The sequence below is a fragment of the Candidatus Poribacteria bacterium genome (assembly GCA_026702755.1).
In the GTDB taxonomy this organism is placed as follows: Bacteria; Poribacteria; WGA-4E; order WGA-4E; family WGA-3G; genus WGA-3G.
This window is the reverse complement of record JAPPBX010000069.1, coordinates 15094-33010: the sequence shown is the minus strand read 5'-3', so window position 1 is coordinate 33010 and position 17917 is coordinate 15094. Positions and strand designations below refer to the sequence as shown.

The following is a 17917-nucleotide window of genomic DNA, read 5'->3' as shown; positions in this document are numbered from 1 at the left end:
GCGTGTTGGGAGAAATTAGGGTGCAATTACAAGGGAAGCGGGTCACGGTCTTTGGTTTGAATCGGAGCGGAATCGCTGCTGCGAAACTGCTGCGTTTGTATGGTGTCGCTGTTTCTGTTACAGATACGCGTTCCCACGGAGCATTGTCAGCGGAAATCGCTACACTCAACGAGTCCTCGGAACTGAAAGCGCGGGCGGCTAACAATGCCTTTGTGAACACTTACGATCCGTACCGAACATATCTCGGTGGGCATCCGTTGGAATGTATTGCGGATGCAGATTTTATTGTCGTTTCTCCTGGGGTGCCGCTGGATATTCCTATTCTGTGTGAGGCGCGGACCAGAGACCTCCCGATTTTCGCGGAGTTGGAAGTTTCTGCGAGTTTGTGTCCCGCACCGATTGTTGCTATTACCGGCACGAAGGGAAAATCGACAACCACACTGCTTACGGCTGCCATACTCAAAGCGGGTGGCAGATTTCCGAACGTCTGTGTCGCAGGTAATATCGGTGTGCCGTTGGCGGCGGAGGTTCAGAACCTGACGGATCAGGATATTGTTGTGGTTGAGGCGAGCAGTTTTCAGTTGGAAAGCACCGTTACCTTTCATCCAAAAGTTAGTGTGGTGCTTAATTTATCACGCGATCACTTGGACAGGCATCGGACGATGTCGGCTTATCGTGAGGCAAAACAGAAAATCTCTGATAATCAGACGGCTGCGGACTGGATAGTTCTCAATGATTCGGATGTATCTGTCAAGGATTTTGCAGCATCAACAGCGGCACAAGCCGTTTATTTTACAGACAAAGGTGTTCCTGAGAATTTGTCGTTTTCAGGAACGTTTAGAGATGGTTCAGGGATTTTCGCTCAGGAGAATGGGACACGCGAGAGAATATGTGAGCTTGCGGATATTCCGCTTCCCGGCGCACACAATGTGCAAAATGTTCTCGCCGCTGTTGCTGTGGGACAGATTTTTGGTGTAACAGGGGATGAAATTAAAAACGCACTTCAGTGCTTCGACCGATCGCATCCTGCCTTATCCCACGCTTTTGAGTTAGTTCGGACTTTAGACGGGGTCCGTTTCATAAACGATTCAAAGGCGACAAACGTGGCAGCGGTCAAAGCAGCACTCGAATCGTTAGTGGATTCTCAGGTTGTGTTGATAATGGGCGGGTATGACAAAGGCAACGATTATACGCCTCTGTGTGACGTTGTTCAAACAAGGGTCAAAGGGGCAGTCATGCTCGGTGAACATACCCAACAGATTGAAAAGACGCTTGCTGGTGCAACCGATATAATGAAAGCAGGAACAATGGCAGAGGCAGTGCGGATCGCCTACAAATATGCGGTATCCGGTGATGTTGTTCTGTTATCGCCTGCAAATGCGAGTTTTGATATGTACACCGATTATAAAGCGCGAGGTGCTGACTTTAAGGCGGCAGTTGATGCGCTTCAAGTGCTTCATTAGAAATTTTCAGAAACCTGAATTTTTAGGCGTTAGACAGCACGGAAAAGGATTAGAAACACCGCGATGGTACGCAACTACCTAAAAAACTCTTCCCGTAGCACTCGGGGTTCCAAATCTAACCCAAAATCTGGGTTTAAATGGACAAACACGCGCACCTATTCTGTTACGGAAGAACAGCAGGAGCAAGTCGTAGAGGTACCTCCTGTACAAAATGGGCGAATGGATAGAGGATTGATTGCGATTACCCTCTGTCTCATTGGGATAGGCATATTGATGGTATATAGTGCCAGCCATCTTCTTTCTTCAAGACACTACGATGGTTATAGTTACCGTTATTTGCAGATACACATCATCGCATGTGGAATCGGTTTAGTAGGTATGTTTTTAGCGTCCTACCTGCCCTATAGGTTTTATGCGATGTATGCAAACCTCTTTTTGATACTTGCCTTTGTGTTGTTGTTATTGGTTTTCGTGCCGGGCTTAGGATCAAGCGTTCAGGGTGCGGAAGGCAGTAGATTTAGACGCTGGATCCGGCTCGGGAATTTGTCGGTTAATTTTCAACCTGTTGAATTTGCGAAGATAGCGTTGGTTATGCATGTGGCGAATTTTATAAGCCGCAACCCAGAGCGCGTCAAGAGTTTTTTTAACGGTATAGTTCCAAATATGCTGATTGTGGGGACCGCTTTCGGTCTCGTGTACATCCAACCGGATTTCGGTTCGGCGTTCTTATTGATGGTAACTGTTTGTATCTTGTTATTTATCGGGGGTATGCGTATCTGGCATGTGCTGACACTTGGTGGTGTGGGTGGTGGGCTGCTCAGTTTACTTATAATTCGAGATCCGTATAAGTTGAAACGTGTCAAGGATTATTTTGCAATGTTGCAGTCTCCGGATGGAACCAACTATCAATTAACACGCTCTTTGGACGCGCTTGAAGGTGGTGGACTCCTTGGTGTAGGAATCGATAGTAGTCTGCAGAAAATATCTCGTCTCCCTTATCCGCACACGGATTTTATTTTCGCTGTTTTGGGAGAGGAATTTGGCTTTATCGGTACTGTGGCTGTGACGTTTATTTTTATGTTATTTATATGGCGTGGGCTTCACATCGCCAGATATGCGAGTAGTTTGTTTGGGTCTTTGCTCGCCACCGGGATCACAATTATGATCAGTTTACAGGCGTTTATTAACATTGGTGTTGTAACGGGTTTGTTACCCACGAAAGGGATTACATTACCTTTTATTAGTTACGGTGGTTCTTCAATTGTTCTCAGTCTTGTGAGCGTTGGCATCCTTCTGAATATATCGCGGGGTAGTGTTAAGAACACGGACTGAATTAATCCGGTTTTGTAGGGTGAAGTTTTCCAAATAGCACCGTTTAATAGGCTTAAATTATGATGACTTCTGAGCGTTGCAATACAGATTTATCAAAGACTGACAATCCGAATTTACCGTCGCCGCAAGAACGATCAACACACAAGAAAGTTGTTATTGCTGGCGGTGGTACAGGTGGACATATCTATCCTGCGATTGGGATTGCCCAGGCACTGCATCGCTTGGATACCACGGTAGATATTGTGTTCATCGGTGGGGAGGGTAAGTTGGAATCAACGCTCATTCCGCAACATGGGTTTCGGTTCTTACCTATTTCGGTTGCAGGGTTTCCGCGCCGCTTCACTTTACAGTGGTTTCCGGTTATTTGGAAGGTTTTTCGTGGCGTTATCCAATCGTTGCGATATATGAAGGAACTACAGCCAGATGTTGTTATCGGAACGGGGGGCTATGTTTCAGGTCCGGTGCTTTTCGCTGGTCTTTTATGCAAAATTCCGATTGCGATCCAGGAACAGAACGCTTCTGTTGGCTTGACGAACGGTATCTTGGCGCGATGGGCAGACGCTGCCTATCTCGCGATGGAATCAGTTCGCGAGAATGGTTCGTTTCGATCTACTATGCATGTAGCGGTCACAGGAAACCCTATTCGTCCGTCAATCACTACGTTCCCGAGACGCGACGAAACTTATAAAAAATTCGGGTTGTGTCCAGATCGGAAAACAATTTTTGTCATGGGTGGCAGTCAAGGCGCGCATGCCATTAATGAAGCGATTGTAGCTGCGCTGCCACACTTAATCGGAATTGCTGATCATATCCAGGTAGTTCATCAAACTGGTGCAGCTGAGGTTGAGAGCGTTCAGGCGGTGTATGACCGGGAACTGGCATCGCATGAAGAATTTCTATATTGCGTGCGCCCGTTTTTTGATACTGTTGAGGAAATTTATAGCATCACGGACGTTATGGTGTGCAGAGCTGGAGGAATGACTGTTGCCGAGGTTACAGCATGCGGTATTCCGGCAATTTTCATCCCATTGCCTTCACAAACAGGAAATGATCAAGTATTAAACGCTCGGACTGTAGCTCAACAAGGTGCTGCTGTTGTGCTTGAACAGGGTGCCTTCACGGTTGAGACCTTGGTTGAAAATCTTACGAACATGGCGTTAGATGGAAACACGCGTCAGCGGATGGTGACTGCCAGTCGGGCTCTTGGCAAACCACACGCGAGTGATGATATCGCCAAGTCGATTCTTTCTTACGCGTAGTTAATAGTGTTTCAGGGTGTCGTTTGCAAGCGTTAAATTAAAAAGAAAAGAACAAGATGTTTGGAAAAACAAGACATATCCATATCATTGGTATTGGCGGTGCTGGCTTGAGTGGTATCACGGAGATTCTGCTGGATCTCGGATTTCGCGTGACTGGATCAGATATCCAAAAATCGTATACTACAGAACACTTGCGCAGTCGCGGGGCAACTATCTATTATGGGCATGCTGCATCGCAGATGTGTGGTGCCGACGTTGTTGTTATATCGCCTGCTATTCCTCCTGACAATCCGGAACTCCTTGCTGCAGAGGCACAGAAAATTCCGATTGTTAGAGGTGCGGAGATGTTAAATGAGATCACCCGAATGCGCTACAGTGTTGCCGTTAGCGGAACACATGGCAAAACAACCACAACCGCTATGACGGCGACAGTCCTTGCTGATCTTGATCCGACGGTTGTTGTAGGTGGAAAACTCATGGATGGTAGTCACGCCCGAAGTGGTGAAGGCGATGTTATGGTAGTCGAAGCAGATGAGGCGTACGGCTCTATTGAGATGTTCTATCCGACCGTTGCTGTTGTAACGTCCGTTGATGCCGACCATCTGGATTATTATAGTAGCGTTGACGAGATTGGTGAAACTTTTCTTAAATTCATCAATAAGGTGCCGTTCTATGGCGCAGCTGTCCTCTGCTTAGATTCAGAGAATGTTCAAAGATTCATCCCACGGGTTAACAAGCGTTATGTTACCTATGGACTTGAGACAGGGGCAGATCTGGTTGCTGAAGGAATTACGGTGGAGGGTCCCACATCCCGGTATCGAGTCCGCAAAAATGGGCATCTGTACGGCGAAATTCATCTTAAAATGCCGGGTCGTCATAATATCTCTAACTCTTTAGCAGCGATAGCCGTTGGACTTGAGCTTGATATTCCGTTTGATCAAATTCGGAAAAGCCTGGAGTCGTTTCGCGGTGTGCATCGCCGTTTTGAAGTGCTGGGTGAGGTTAATGACATTATTGTTGTTGACGATTACGCTCATAATCCAGCGAAGTTGAAGGCAGCGTTGAGTGGTGCGCGCGATGGTTACAAACGCCGCATTGTCGCTGTTTTCCAACCGCATCGATATCAACGTGTCAGGGATTTAGCGGACGAATTCTCTCGTTCTTTTTATCAGGCGGATGTGCTTATTGTCACCTCAATCTATAGTGCTGGGGAGGTGCCTATTAAAAACGTCACGGCTGGAAAACTGGCGGAAGCGATACAAGCGCATGGGCATCGTAATGTTCACTATGTACCGAACACAGATGAGATTACGGACGTTCTGATGGAGATCACACAGCCCAAAGATATCGTCATCACGCTTGGAGCGGGCGATATAAGTAAAGTGGGGCACGAGTTCTTAAGCAGACTTCAGGCGGAGAGTTAATCAAAACATACTTTTTTTGCCGTGGACGCGTTTTTTGGCGGCGATGTTTTACCGGAACCACGCACTTGACAAGTAAAAATAATCAGATGCAAATTCAATTAACTTCAAATAGACAACTTGCTATTACGAAAGAAACGAGAAAAAAGTCAGCGTTCTTCGGTAAAAAGCGTAGTGGATATACACGACAAAGTTCCATGCCTGCGCGGCGACTTGGTAAACATCCTAACGCAAAGATATATATGTGGCGGCGTGTGATCTTCATCCTCGCGTTTCTGATCACTTTATCATTTATCGGAAAGATAGCACTCAGTTTTTTTAGTGCTGAATACGTTTCTCTTGAACTTTCTGGAAATATACACTATACTGATGTACAAATCTATGATGTGCTGGGCGAAAAGTTAGAAAATATCGTCACAGATTCTGAAGAGCAGACAGCCGCCTATCTTCAGGAGAATTTAAGTTATATTAAAGATGTGCATGTTGTTAAACATGTGATGAAGCGGATCCTCACCATAACTATTACCGAGCGTGAACCTTTTGCCCTTTTGAGGTTTGACGATAGTTCATTTTTTCTGGTAGATATCGATGGACATGTGTTGAAAAGTATAGAGGTTGGAAAAGCAGGTTTACAGGAATCTGGGGAACTTGAAGGAAAGGTAATACTTCTGGCGGAAGGCGATCAACTCCCTAAAGTTGGTACTGCTGTCCAGATGCCCGAGATTACATTGGGATTAACGGTTCTAAAAACTACTCTGCTTCAGGAACCGAATCTTGCGGCGGAGATGGAGACTATTGATGCAAGTGATTCCCAGAAAATTGAGCTGCGGATTGATGCGTTACCTGTGCCAGTATGGCTTGCTGCAGATACGATTGAATCTGGGCTTCATCATACGGTTTTGCTTCTAAAACAGCATAGAACTCGGGTCCTTGGACTTATTAGTGAGAGTCCAAATGCAACACCGTATCTTGATGCCAGGTTCCAAGATGCGCTCTACTTAGGGGGTTATACTGAAGACGATTAGTCCTATCTCGTAAGTACCGGTGGGTACTGTGGAACGACGTCTCTGCTCCTACCGAATGTCCTTGATACCAAAGACGGAGGGGGTGAAAATATCTAAATGCCAAAACAAAATATTATAGCGGGACTTGATATCGGTTCAAGCAAAATTTCAGTAGTTGTTGGGAATACTCTGCACGGGAGTGCCCAAAAAATAGGAATTATCGGCGTTGGACATGCTACTTCCGAAGGGCTTCGCCGCGGTGTTGTCGTTGACATCAACCAGACAGCTGAAGCGATCCGCAAAGCCATTTCGAGTGCTGAGTTGATGGCAGGCGTAAAAATAGACGCTGTCTGCGTCGGTGTTTCCGGTGAACATGTAATTGGACAAACATCACACGGTGTTGTCTCTGTGGCAAATACTGAGATTTCGCAGGATGATGTTGACCGAGCGATGTTAGCAGCGAAAGCAATATCTATTCCCGCAGACCGAGAAATTCTACATGTGATCGAACAAAATTTTGTTGTTGATGCCCAAAGTCGTATTAGGGAACCCATTGGCATGTCCGGTGCGCGTCTTGAGGCTTATGCCTATATTATTACAGGTGGCACAACGGCTATTCAAAATCTGCTCAATAGTATTGAAAAGGCGGGGGTGCCGATAGTTGAGACCCTTGTAGCTGCGCCTCTCGCTGCAACACAAGCCACTATCTCAAGAGATGAACGTGAAGTTGGCATCGCCCTTGTTGACATTGGTGATGGGACGACTGAAATTATCGTTTATAAAGAAGATTCTATCCAACATACAGCAGTGATTCCTGTCGGGGGCCAGCACATAACTAACGATATTGCTCAGTACTTAAAAGTCACTCTTCCGGAAGCGGAGGAGCTGAAACTTAACCGTGGTTGTGCTTGGACAGAATTAGTGGATCCTGATGAAACAAGGTCCATTCCAGTTACGGGTGATTCAACACCCCCGCGTTTCATTGACCGAATTGAACTCGCCCAAATTATTGAGTACCGTATGGCTGAAATTTTAGAAGTGATTGGTGATGAATTGGGTGACATTCAACTCCCGGGTGGACTTGTTTTGACTGGCGGTACTGCCCTTATGGACGGTTTGCAAGAACTCGCCGAGGCTATGCTCCAATTGCGCGTCCAGATCGGTTACCCGCGCGGATTACAAGGCTTAACTGACCGAGTCAACCATCCGATGTACACCGGCGGGATAGGGCTTGCTCTTTATGGTGAGACTTTGCGGCAGCAAGAGCGTGAACATAACACTCGCCATGGAAGCAACGCCTTCGGGTCGTTCTTGCAGCGTATTAAAGAGTGGTTCGGGTATTAGGTATGTTCTTAATAGGGCAAATCGCATTTACTCTAAACTTGCGGGAACATTTGACATAACTTCTCTAATAGCGTATAATTTACTGTGAAAAAGCGAATCCGATGAAAGTTATCAAAGTACCTCGGTCTGGAGATTGAGGCTACAACGATGGGAGGAATTAGGTTGCTGTGTTTTTGTTATAGTAACTGAAATCCAAGATGATACAATTTGAACAGGAAGAATTTGAAAATGTACGTGCGAAAATTAAAGTCATTGGGGTTGGTGGAGCGGGTGGAAACGCTGTAAAACGTATGATTCAAGCAGCACTCACTGGCATAGAATTTTATGCTGTCAACACTGACCAGCAAGCACTTATGACCTGTCTTGGGGCTGCCCAAATCCAGATCGGCTATAACACTACCGAGGGGTTAGGTTCTGGAGCGGATCCCGAGATTGGCAGAAAAGCTGCTGAGGAAGACAGAGAACAACTCGAAACTATTGTAGAAAACGCAAATATGGTTTTCATCACTGCTGGTATGGGTGGTGGAACCGGTACAGGCGCAGCGCCGCTCATTGCTGCGTTAGCGAAAGAACGCAACGCACTCACCATCGGTGTCGTGACACGTCCTTTTAACTTTGAGGGACAACGTCGCGCCGCAGCCGCCGAAGCAGGACTGGAAGAACTCCGCGCAGCTGCGGATTCCGTAATTGTTGTACCAAACCAGCGTCTCATCGATACTATGGACAGGAAGCTTCCGATCCGGGAGGCATTTCGTAAGGGAGATGAGATTCTTCTGCATGGGGTTCAGAGCATATCCGACATTGTCACGGAATCGGGCGAAATTAACGTTGACTTTGCCGATGTTGAATCTATTATGCGCGATGCAGGCAGCGCGTTGATGGGTATGGGGAGTGCTACAGGTGATAATCGCGCACCGATTGCTGCAGAACAGGCGATTAGTTCACCCCTCCTTGAACAGACCGACATCGCTGGAGCTGTCGGTATGATTGTCAATATCACTGCCCCCCCTGATTTCATGATGCACGAACTTGATGAAGCGATGGGGGTTATTCAGGATACCGCACCTGATGCCCAAATTATCTTTGGTCTTGTTTACAAGGATAAAATGGAGCCCGGAGATGAAGTTCTTGTAACTGTCATCGCGACAGGTTTTGATTCTAATGAGGAAGAGGTATTCAGAGGTGCTGACAGAGGTGCTGCGCGATATGATGACGCGGATACGTATCAGAGACAGCCAGCGGCTACACCTAAGCGGCGTGTTCCGGGTTCTGGGAGGTCATTGCCCGGTGTTGGTGGAGCATCATCTGGTAGATCCACAGTTCCAAGGCGTAGGCGCGCGGAAGATACCACACCCCCCGCGGAACAGGAGCAGGAACCTCAAGGCAGACAACGTAAACCTACCCGCGGAAGGGACCAAGGTACACCGCAGCGTGAAACAGATTGGGAGATTCCAGCGTTTCTGCGTGTTCAAAAAAGGGGTAAAGACGACAAATAGGAATTATCTCTATATTAACTCCTATCGTTTGATTCGGATTCCTAAACGGGCTAACGTCGCATTGTGTTTTGATAGGACAATGTGGCGTGCATCGTATTTTTGCTTTTCGCTTATATTATTTTTTAAGCGCGATTTCTAAACGCGCTTTGTTATGTTTGAGGTAAACATTGGACTTACGTCAGCACTACCAACATCTGTGCAGTGAAGAACGCGGCGCACATAATAATTTCAGAAAACCTAACAGATTTGCGCTTGTTTATCCGAGCACGTACGCCTTGGGTATGTCAAGTCTTGGTGTTCAGGTAATGTACGCAACTCTCAACAGTCGGGAGGACACTGGTTGCGAGCGCGTTTTTGTGCCTGAACTTGACTATCTTCGGAAGCTTGCTGCCCAGAAAAAGGCACTTTTCTCGTTTGAGACCCAGACCGCATTGAACCAATTTGACATCATCGGGTTTTCGGTTTCCTTTGAGTCGGATTATGTAAACATTCCTCGCACGTTAGAGTTGGCGAACATTCCGCCGCTTGCTGAAGCACGCACGGAATGGGATCCGCTTGTTATTGCAGGTGGCATTAATATTTCTTACAATCCAGAACCGATTGCTGATTTCGTTGATGTTTTTGTCGTCGGAGAAGCCGAGCTTGTCATCCATCAACTCATGGCGCACTTTGACGAGTGGAAGCGGGCTGGTGCGCCGAAAAGTGAATTGCTTGAAGTGCTTGCGACTGTTCCAGGGCTTTATGTGCCCCGTTTTTACGATGTAACCTATCGCGATGATGGGACTATTGATGCTGTTTCTCCAAAGCCCGGTATGCCACCTCAGATTCGTGCTGGTGCTGTTCCGAAACTTGATGATGTTGAGACCTGCACGCACATCCACACACCGAATACTGAATTTTCAAACGCACATCTGATTGAAATTGTACGAGGATGCGGTAGGCAGTGCCGTTTCTGTGTTGCTGATTATGCACGCCGATGGCCGAGGCATCGATCTGTAGAGAGCACGCTCGCACTTGCGGAGCGCGCACGCGGTATTACAGACAGAATCGGACTCGTAGGTGCTTCTATCTCTGACCATCCGCATATTGATGAGATCGCCACGGGTCTTGTTGAACGTGGGTTCCGAATCTCTTGTGCCTCGCTCCGTGCTGAAACTGTTCGTGCCCCTTTGTTGGACGCGCTTGCAGACAGCGAGCAAGGGACGATTACCATTGCCCCGGAAGTGGCGACTGAAGAACTCCAAAAGGTCGTCAATAAGGCGATCCCGCGCGAACGTCTCTATCACGTTTTCGAGGAAGCGTTGAAACGGGACATTCTCAACCTTCGTCTATATTTCCTTATCGGTGTCCCGCATGAAACCCCCGAAGATGTAGAGGCTATTGTCGATATGGCAAAAGAGATGCGAACTATTCTTCTGCCGCATGCCAAACGAACGGGGAGGATAGCTCGTATCAGTTTCACCATCTCACCGATGGTGCCTAAACCACATACACCTTTCCAGTGGGTAGCGATGGAACCCCCGAAAACCATCTCCCGAAAACTCGATTTTCTGAAACGTGAGATTAACCAGCTTGGTAGCATAAAAATCGGCTCAGCAAGTGCGAGACTTGCACACCAAGAGGCAGTCTTCGCGCGTGGTGACCGACGGCTTGGAAAAGTTATCCTTGAGCTTGCGCACGGCGTGCCGTGGAATCAAGCCTTCCGTAAGCACGAATTAGTTCCACACTTTTACGCGACACGCCAACGCCCACTGCATGAAGTCAACCCGTGGGACCATCTTGATCTTAATGTTAAACCCCAATTTCTACAACTTGAGTTCAATAAGCACGAAAAAGGTTTTACGACCAGCGAATGTGATACAACCGTTTGCAAAAAATGTGGGGCTTGCTAAAAAGAAGCCGTCAGCCATCGGAAACTATCGGCTGTCAGCATATTAGTTATCAACTTTCAGCCTTCAGTAACGTCCCTGTGGCAGGGACAACAAGGCGAGCTACCACAAGTTCAACAACTGACAACCGACTGCTGACAATTCTTCAGAAGGAGGAATTCACTGTGCGAAAGTTTAGAAAATTTATAGGGGTGCTTGTCGCGATATTCGTCCTGTTCACCCTTACAGCACCTATGTATGCGGGGTTAGATGACAAATCCCTTGTTTTATATCTCTCTTTTGATGAAGGTGATGCCGAAGATGGTTCCGAGCATGGTCATGATGGCGAACTTATCAAGGACCCAAAATCGGTGGATGGGCAATTCGGCAAAGCGTTAGAGTTCGACGGAACGAAGGGACAGCATGTAAAGGTGCCTATCAACGACACTTTACAGTTAACAGAACAGTTCTCTATCGCTTTCTGGGTTAAACGTGACGATGATCAAATTCGAGAGTGGAACTACATGGTGACAGCCGGTACCTTGAAATGGGCATCAATTTTTAGAAATAGCGACAAGAAAACCTATTTCTGGTCGAGTGCCCCCGGTTGGGCACAAAAAGCGGTTAGCGATGACGTTCAACCCGATGACTGGGTGCACCTCGCAGTGACCCACGACACCAAATCCGAAGTTGTCATCTACAACGATGGGAAAAAGGCTGGTGGTGGAGCTAAACCGCCAACTGTTGCTGAGATTGATGGCTCCATGATGGTTGGGGCACGCCACCCCGGCGAAGAGTTTTTCACCGGTATCATCGACGAGGTGTTTGTCTTCAACAGGATCCTCACTGCGGCGGAAATCGAAGAAATTATGACTGGCGATTTCCTACCCGTGGAACCAGCAGAGAAACTCGCGACAACCTGGGGTAGTATTAAATCCGATCGCGATTAGAGATACGCTTGATAAGGGCGGCACAAAAGCCGCCCTTACCTTACACCAGAGGCAAAGCGTATGCTAAAATGTCTTACCCTTCTCATCCTTTTCAGTATTTCTGTAAGCATCGCTGTATCTAATCCTTCACCTGCTGAAAAGCACTATAGAGATGCTACTGCCTATCACGCTATTGGAGAGTTTGAGCGAGCTATCTCCGAATATAAGAAAGCCATTGCGCTTGATCCAAATTCCCCTATCATCTATAACAAACTCGGGGTCGCATATTCCGAACTGAAGGAATATGATGCTGCGCTTGATGTTTATCAGAAAGCACTTGAGTTGTCTCCTATGACGGCTGAACTGCATTATAACATCGGCTTAGTTTATCTCAAAAAAGGTGCGCTTCCACGTGCCGCTGAGGCGTTTAAACAGGCTATTGCTGTTGATGCAGAGTGGGGGGATGCTTATGTCGGACTCGGTGAAGTTCACTTGAAACAGGACGATTTAGAGCAGGCTGCGCGTGCCTATAAGCAAGCCAGACATCTCAATCCAAAAAACACCAGTGCAATCCTCGGATTGGGTAAGGTCTATACGAGACAGGAACGCTTTGATGACGCAGTCGTCGCGGTTGAAAGGGTAATCGAAATTCAGGTGGATAACACAGAGGCACATTACCAACTCGCTCAAATTTATATCAAACGTGGTGAAAAGGAGAAAGCCACCGCAGCGATGGCGTTCTTCAAAGTCCTCCGCCAAACGGATCCGCTCCTTAAGGAAGCCGAGATGTGGGTAAAAAAGCATCCGGATGACGCAAGAGGTTATAACAATTTGGGGATTGTTTACCTTGCACGCCAGCGCTTTAAAGATGCAATTGAGAGTTACAAACGTGCCATCTCTTTTACCCCTGATTTGGCGACCGCACATTATAACTTAGGGCATGCTTACCATAAACAGGGAGAAATCTCTTTCGCTATTGAGGCTTATCGGAAGGCACTCGCTATTGATACGAAACTCGCGATTGCCCATAATAATGTCGCTGTCTGCTATGCGGAATTGAAGGTAGACTTAGATAAAGCACTCTCCCACGCGCGATCTGCTGTCCGTCTTGCCCCGACTGAGGCGAATTATTGGGATACGCTCGCCGAGATTTGCACTACCCTCGGTTTGAAGAGTGAAGCACGACAGGCGCGTGAAAAACAGGAAAGGTATGCTCAGGAAAAATGAGATGCTTTTTCTGGATTGTTCTCTTCCTCACCTTGCCTACGTTCGCTTTTGCTGAAGTTCAATTCGTTGACGCTACTGCCGATGCGGGCATCACTTTTCAACATGTTGATGGCAGAACCGGCGAAAAATTTCTCATTGAGACGCTCGGTTCTGGTGCTCTATTTTTTGACTTTGATATTGATGGACACCTCGACCTTTATGTAGTCAACGCTACGCATATCCCGCCGCCAGTTAGCGAAAAAAACGTCCAAACCCATCTCCCCCGAAACAGACTCTATCGGAACAACGGCAACGGCACTTTTAGCGATATTACGGATAGTGCGGGGGTTGGTGATATAGGTTATGGGGTTGGGTGTGCATCTGCCGATGTCAACAATGATGGATACCCCGAAATTTACGTAACTAACTATGGAACTAACCGACTCTATTCTAACAATGGCGATGGCACTTTTACTGATGTAACACAAAAGGCGGGGGTCGGTGATGAACGTTGGGGAACGAGTTGTGCTTTCCTTGATTACGATTTAGATGGGGATGTTGACCTATACGTAGTCAACTATATGAAATTTTCTCTTGCAGAGAACCGGCGGTGGGAGACCAAGGGTATCAGAACATATTGCAGCCCGACGGATCAGATTGCTGGCAGCCACTTTGTAAGTGAACCTGACATCCTCTATCGTAATAATGGAGATAGCACTTTCACGGATGTTACAGAGGCTGTGGGGATTTCGCATCGTGCCCTCGGTCTTGCTGTCGCAGTCGGAGACTATAACAACGATGGAACACCGGACCTACACGTTGCCAACGATATGGAGGCAGACCTCTTCTACTATAACAACGGGGATGGCACCTTTACCGAGACTGCCGATTTCAACGGGACAGGCTATGATGAGAACGGTTTTCCGGGAAGCGGGATGGGAAACGCATTCGGTGATTACAATAACGATGGTTTTCTTGATCTTGTTGTTAGTAATGCTTCTTCATTGCCTGTGATTCTCTATCAAAACGACACTGCTGCATTTTTTACCGATGTTTCTTTCGTTTCAGGAATTGGAGCAGTAACACTTCCATATTTTAAGTGGGCAGTCGAATTCTTTGATTACAATAACGATGGTCTCCTTGACCTCTTTGTTGCGAATGGGCATCTTCAAGAGAACATCTCGCTTTTTTCGGAGAGCACCTATCCACAGGCGGACTTGATTTTCCGAAATGTGCGTAGGCAAGATGGCACGTATTACTTTACCGATGCGTCTACTGCGGTAGGACTGACACGACTCCCGAAGAAAGTTAGTCGAGGTGCAGCGTTTGGAGATTACGACAATGACGGGGATATTGATATTTTTCTCAACAACTCCAATCAACCCGCAACGCTTCTCCGAAATGAAGGGGGTAATAGCAATCACTGGTTGACAGTCCAACCTATTGGGACTCGAAGCAACGCATCCGGTATTGGTACGAAGATAGTTGTGAAAGCCGGTGATTTGTCTCTTTCCAAAGAAGTACGGAGTGGGGCGAGTTACCTCTCACAAAGCGATCTCCGCGTTCACTTTGGACTCGGGGAAAATGCAGAGGTTGATACTCTTGAAATTCACTGGCAAAGCGGGCTTATAGAGCAGTTTGCTAACCTGAAGTCAGATCAAATGCTTCGCGTTAAAGAGGGACAGGGGATTGTAGACGGTCAGGAAACAAAATAAACGGAGAAAATGAACTTTGGCTTTTCCTTGCAATTGATCGCAAATGAGCATATAATTGATTTGATTCAAAGTCATTACCAATGGGAGAAAAAACAGTGGATGTCTACATTAACGTCCAAAACTTTGGTCCAATAGAAAAGGCGGAAATAGATCTGCGTCCACTGACTATATTCGTCGGTGAGAGCAACACCGGCAAGACGTATCTTGCCGCGCTTATTTACGCATTACACAAACATTTTGAGGGGGTCCCACAATTGCCTTGGGCAAGCTCTACTGCTTCTTATTTCAGTCTTGATTACCGTTCGCGAGACCGTTACCCACAAAGGCAGAGGGAGGCATTAGAGCAAGAAATGTTAGAGATACTCGAAAAGTTAAACACGCCTGGATGTCCGTTCAAATTTTCCGATTTACCTCAGAAGATGTGCGACATGTTAGAGTATACACTCGCAGATCAGGAAAACTTTCCAGACGAACTCAAGCGCTGTTTCGACTTTGAATCTGTTTCTAAGTTAATTCGATTCACTGGGAACGGAAGCAACGAAATGAACATTTCACTGTCGGTCCGCGACCGAGATCAAATGTGTTGGAATTTTGAGGCGCGGGATACTGGATCCAGCAATCCCGCGATAACTGGACATATCAACCCAGACATGATTCTCCTCGACGCAAAGCGTAAGACTGAGTTCAATGAAATATCCGATGTTGAACGTCTATTTCAGACTTTAAGCACCCGGCGGTGGCGAAAATCGGATTCATATTACTTGCCTGCTGCTCGGAGCGGCATCATGCAAAGCCTCGGTGTGATCAAACTTTCCCTCATCAAGCGGACGACGCGCATCGGTTTAGATCGGCTTGAAGTATCTACATTTTCGGGAATGATAGCGGATTTTCTGGAGTGGGTCATCAGTTACACGGAAATCAGCACATCGCCAAGCAGTATACGTCGCGTCGCTGAAAAATTGGAGGCGGAACTACTGGAGGGGAAAATAGAGGTTAAACGCTCCACGCCAGAAGCGTATTCGGAATTTCTGTACCGTCCAGATCAAGCAGAAGGGGCACTGCGGATGAGCCACTCCGCGGCAATGGTATCCGAACTGGCCCCTTTAGTCTACCTTCTGCAAAGTCACGTTGGACGGGGAGACTTGCTTATCATTGAGGAACCTGAATCTCACCTACATCCGGGAGCACAAACCAAAATCGCCCAGACGCTTACGCGTTTGATCCGAGCGGGTGTTCGCGTCATGATTACGACACATAGCAACTGGCTCCTCCAACAAATTGGGAACCTGATTCGCGAGGGCGAATTGCGAAAACACGGAGAGTCCACAAATGAATCAGAGGACTACCTGAAAGCGGAAGAGGTCGGTGCGTGGTGGTTTCATAAAAACAAGCCGGTCACAGAACTCCCGTTTGACCTTATTGAAGGTATAGAACCGGAAGATCATTTGGATATAGCGGAGGATCTCTATAACCGTGCGGCAGGGCTCCACAATAGAATTGAAGAAACGAAAGGAAGGGATGCGGTTGAATCTGAATAAAAGACTTACTTACATTCGAGAGCAAGTATTTCCAAACAGCCTCACTAACTCATGCAGTGGAGAAAGATGTACGGTCCACCTTGATGGTATACCCATGGAGCGGGTTGTGGTAGATGTAGAGGAAGAGTTTGATGCACGCGGAGACAACCGGAAAAGGGCCGACTGTCTACTGTTTTACGGTAATAAAAACATCTTTGTTGCCGCTTCAATTGAACGTAAAAGTGGCAAAGCCAAGGAATCGGATGTCCGTGAAAAGTTAGAAAACACTTTGAAATTTGTCACTACCCTTGTACCAAACCCGAAGGGAAGTGGGAAAACCGCCTATGTGCCTGTTTTGTTCGATGGACGGGGTATTAACCGGACGAATCCGAGAAGTAGACGACAATTTACCGTAAATTTTCAAGGTAAACCTGTCTTGGTTTTGATAGGGCGTTGTGGTAAAGAAAGAAATCTCGCGAACTTACTGTGCAAAGCAGGTTATCTTTAATCTTAACAAGACTTACACAAATCGAGGTCTGTGGAGATCCTTGGGGTTGCTTAGGGAATTACCTTAACTTTTCAGTTCTATGCGGGGAACAAATTCCACAAGGGTCATAATTCTTTTCGGCTTCATCCAAATAAATCGCAAACTTTCTATCAGCGTAGTGCTCCAAAAAATTGCAATTATAGGTATGGTATTTCCTTCCTGTCTTCGTAATATAAACGATTGGCTCTGGCGGATCGGGCCACAGCAACAAAAGTGATGCGATACTCACAATAAACAGAACGCCTAAAAACAGTGCAAGTCGTTTCCACCAGTGTGAAGTTCTATGCTTTGCTCGTCCGTCTATGGCTAAAGCCGCTGCCGATACAGGTTCCCAGTTCTTAATGCCCCGTTCAAAATCTTCCCGATTGATCTCAGCGAACCAATTGTTATACTTATTCTCGCAGAACTCCCAATTCCGGGGATCCGTGCCGACAGCGAGAACACCATACTGTGTGTTCGTAGCACTCATATAACTTTTCAATTGTGCTCTCGCTTGTGCCCGTAGGATGGGGAGGGGTAATCTCTTGCACTCCGCAATCGCTACAAAGTATCCTCTTTCATCTCTGATGGGCTGATGCAGAACAACATCCGCGATGCCGTGTCGCGTGCCGAACTGGACTTCACACTGCTGCGCTGTTGAAAATTGCGGGAATTGATCAGCGAAATAGGTTTTGACTGCTTGTTCAACTATGGCTTCTTTCATTGTCCCTACCTAACCTGCCAAGCGAGACTCTTTGAAGGCGTTATGGCGTTCAATATCTTTCAAAGGTTTCCTGCATCTTTACGCTTCGGTTAACACTCTTTCGTGAACGGGTC

14 protein-coding genes are annotated in these 17917 nt (G+C 47.0%); 13 read left to right on the top strand and 1 reads right to left on the bottom strand.

From position 1 onward, the window contains the following. Window positions 1-20: 20 nt before the first annotated feature. The 13 genes from murD (at window position 21) to OXH39_12520 (ending at window position 17062) form a co-directional block, all read left to right on the top strand. Window positions 21-1463 carry a UDP-N-acetylmuramoyl-L-alanine--D-glutamate ligase gene (murD, locus tag OXH39_12580; GenBank protein MCY3551288.1) on the top strand — a complete coding sequence of 481 codons (1443 nt, stop codon included), beginning with the start codon at window positions 21-23 and terminating at the stop codon, window positions 1461-1463. A 219-nt stretch (window positions 1464-1682) separates the two neighbouring features. After that, entirely contained in the window at window positions 1683-2795 is a 1113-nt protein-coding gene (gene ftsW, locus OXH39_12575) for a putative lipid II flippase FtsW (GenBank protein ID MCY3551287.1), read from the top strand. A gap of 59 nt (window positions 2796-2854) precedes the next feature. Then, window positions 2855-4054, top strand: coding sequence for an undecaprenyldiphospho-muramoylpentapeptide beta-N-acetylglucosaminyltransferase (murG, locus tag OXH39_12570; protein ID MCY3551286.1), 1200 nt, complete (start codon window positions 2855-2857; stop codon window positions 4052-4054). A 56-nt stretch (window positions 4055-4110) separates the two neighbouring features. Then, window positions 4111-5478, top strand: a complete 1368-nt coding sequence (gene murC / locus OXH39_12565; protein ID MCY3551285.1) for a UDP-N-acetylmuramate--L-alanine ligase — start codon at window positions 4111-4113, stop codon at window positions 5476-5478. Between the two features lie 86 nt (window positions 5479-5564). Then, window positions 5565-6500: a hypothetical protein gene (locus OXH39_12560; GenBank protein ID MCY3551284.1), complete on the top strand. Its 936-nt coding sequence runs from the start codon at window positions 5565-5567 to the stop codon at window positions 6498-6500. Window positions 6501-6596: 96 nt separating this feature from the next. Beyond that, window positions 6597-7823 carry a cell division protein FtsA gene (gene ftsA / locus OXH39_12555; protein ID MCY3551283.1) on the top strand — a complete coding sequence of 409 codons (1227 nt, stop codon included), beginning with the start codon at window positions 6597-6599 and terminating at the stop codon, window positions 7821-7823. Between the two features lie 197 nt (window positions 7824-8020). Next, window positions 8021-9319, top strand: coding sequence for a cell division protein FtsZ (ftsZ, locus tag OXH39_12550; protein MCY3551282.1), 1299 nt, complete (start codon window positions 8021-8023; stop codon window positions 9317-9319). Between the two features lie 167 nt (window positions 9320-9486). Beyond that, window positions 9487-11211 (top strand): radical SAM protein, encoded by a 1725-nt coding sequence (locus tag OXH39_12545; GenBank protein ID MCY3551281.1) that lies wholly within the window; start codon window positions 9487-9489, stop codon window positions 11209-11211. A gap of 161 nt (window positions 11212-11372) precedes the next feature. Further along, a complete protein-coding gene (locus tag OXH39_12540) occupies window positions 11373-12137 on the top strand; it encodes a LamG domain-containing protein (protein ID MCY3551280.1) in 765 nt (254 codons plus the stop codon). A 60-nt stretch (window positions 12138-12197) separates the two neighbouring features. Then, the gene (locus tag OXH39_12535; protein ID MCY3551279.1) at window positions 12198-13343 is read left to right on the top strand and encodes a tetratricopeptide repeat protein; all 1146 of its coding nucleotides are present in this window, start codon (window positions 12198-12200) and stop codon (window positions 13341-13343) included. Next, window positions 13340-15037, top strand: a complete 1698-nt coding sequence (locus OXH39_12530; GenBank protein ID MCY3551278.1) for a CRTAC1 family protein — start codon at window positions 13340-13342, stop codon at window positions 15035-15037. Before OXH39_12535 ends, OXH39_12530 begins: the two co-directional genes overlap by 4 nt. Window positions 15038-15132: 95 nt before the next feature. Continuing rightward, on the top strand, window positions 15133-16575 hold the full coding sequence (locus OXH39_12525) for an AAA family ATPase (protein ID MCY3551277.1): 1443 nt from the start codon (window positions 15133-15135) through the stop codon (window positions 16573-16575). 106 nt (window positions 16576-16681) lie between these two features. Continuing rightward, window positions 16682-17062 (top strand): hypothetical protein, encoded by a 381-nt coding sequence (locus tag OXH39_12520; GenBank protein MCY3551276.1) that lies wholly within the window; start codon window positions 16682-16684, stop codon window positions 17060-17062. A gap of 58 nt (window positions 17063-17120) precedes the next feature. Here OXH39_12520 and OXH39_12515 read toward each other — a convergent pair whose 3' ends face one another. Next, window positions 17121-17804 (bottom strand): type I restriction enzyme HsdR N-terminal domain-containing protein, encoded by a 684-nt coding sequence (locus OXH39_12515; protein ID MCY3551275.1) that lies wholly within the window; start codon window positions 17802-17804, stop codon window positions 17121-17123. Window positions 17805-17917: the final 113 nt, after the last annotated feature.

Excerpts from the sequence above, each read along its gene's own strand:
- murG (MCY3551286.1), top strand. The coding sequence starts at position 2,855 with ATGATGACTTCTGAGCGTTGCAATACAGATTTATCAAAGACTGACAAT.
- OXH39_12515 (MCY3551275.1), bottom strand. The coding sequence starts at position 17,804 with ATGAAAGAAGCCATAGTTGAACAAGCAGTCAAAACCTATTTCGCTGAT.
- OXH39_12560 (MCY3551284.1), top strand. The coding sequence starts at position 5,565 with ATGCAAATTCAATTAACTTCAAATAGACAACTTGCTATTACGAAAGAA.
- ftsW (MCY3551287.1), top strand. The coding sequence starts at position 1,683 with ATGGATAGAGGATTGATTGCGATTACCCTCTGTCTCATTGGGATAGGC.
- OXH39_12535 (MCY3551279.1), top strand. The coding sequence starts at position 12,198 with ATGCTAAAATGTCTTACCCTTCTCATCCTTTTCAGTATTTCTGTAAGC.
- ftsA (MCY3551283.1), top strand. The coding sequence starts at position 6,597 with ATGCCAAAACAAAATATTATAGCGGGACTTGATATCGGTTCAAGCAAA.
- ftsZ (MCY3551282.1), top strand. The coding sequence starts at position 8,021 with ATGATACAATTTGAACAGGAAGAATTTGAAAATGTACGTGCGAAAATT.
- OXH39_12530 (MCY3551278.1), top strand. The coding sequence starts at position 13,340 with ATGAGATGCTTTTTCTGGATTGTTCTCTTCCTCACCTTGCCTACGTTC.
- murC (MCY3551285.1), top strand. The coding sequence starts at position 4,111 with ATGTTTGGAAAAACAAGACATATCCATATCATTGGTATTGGCGGTGCT.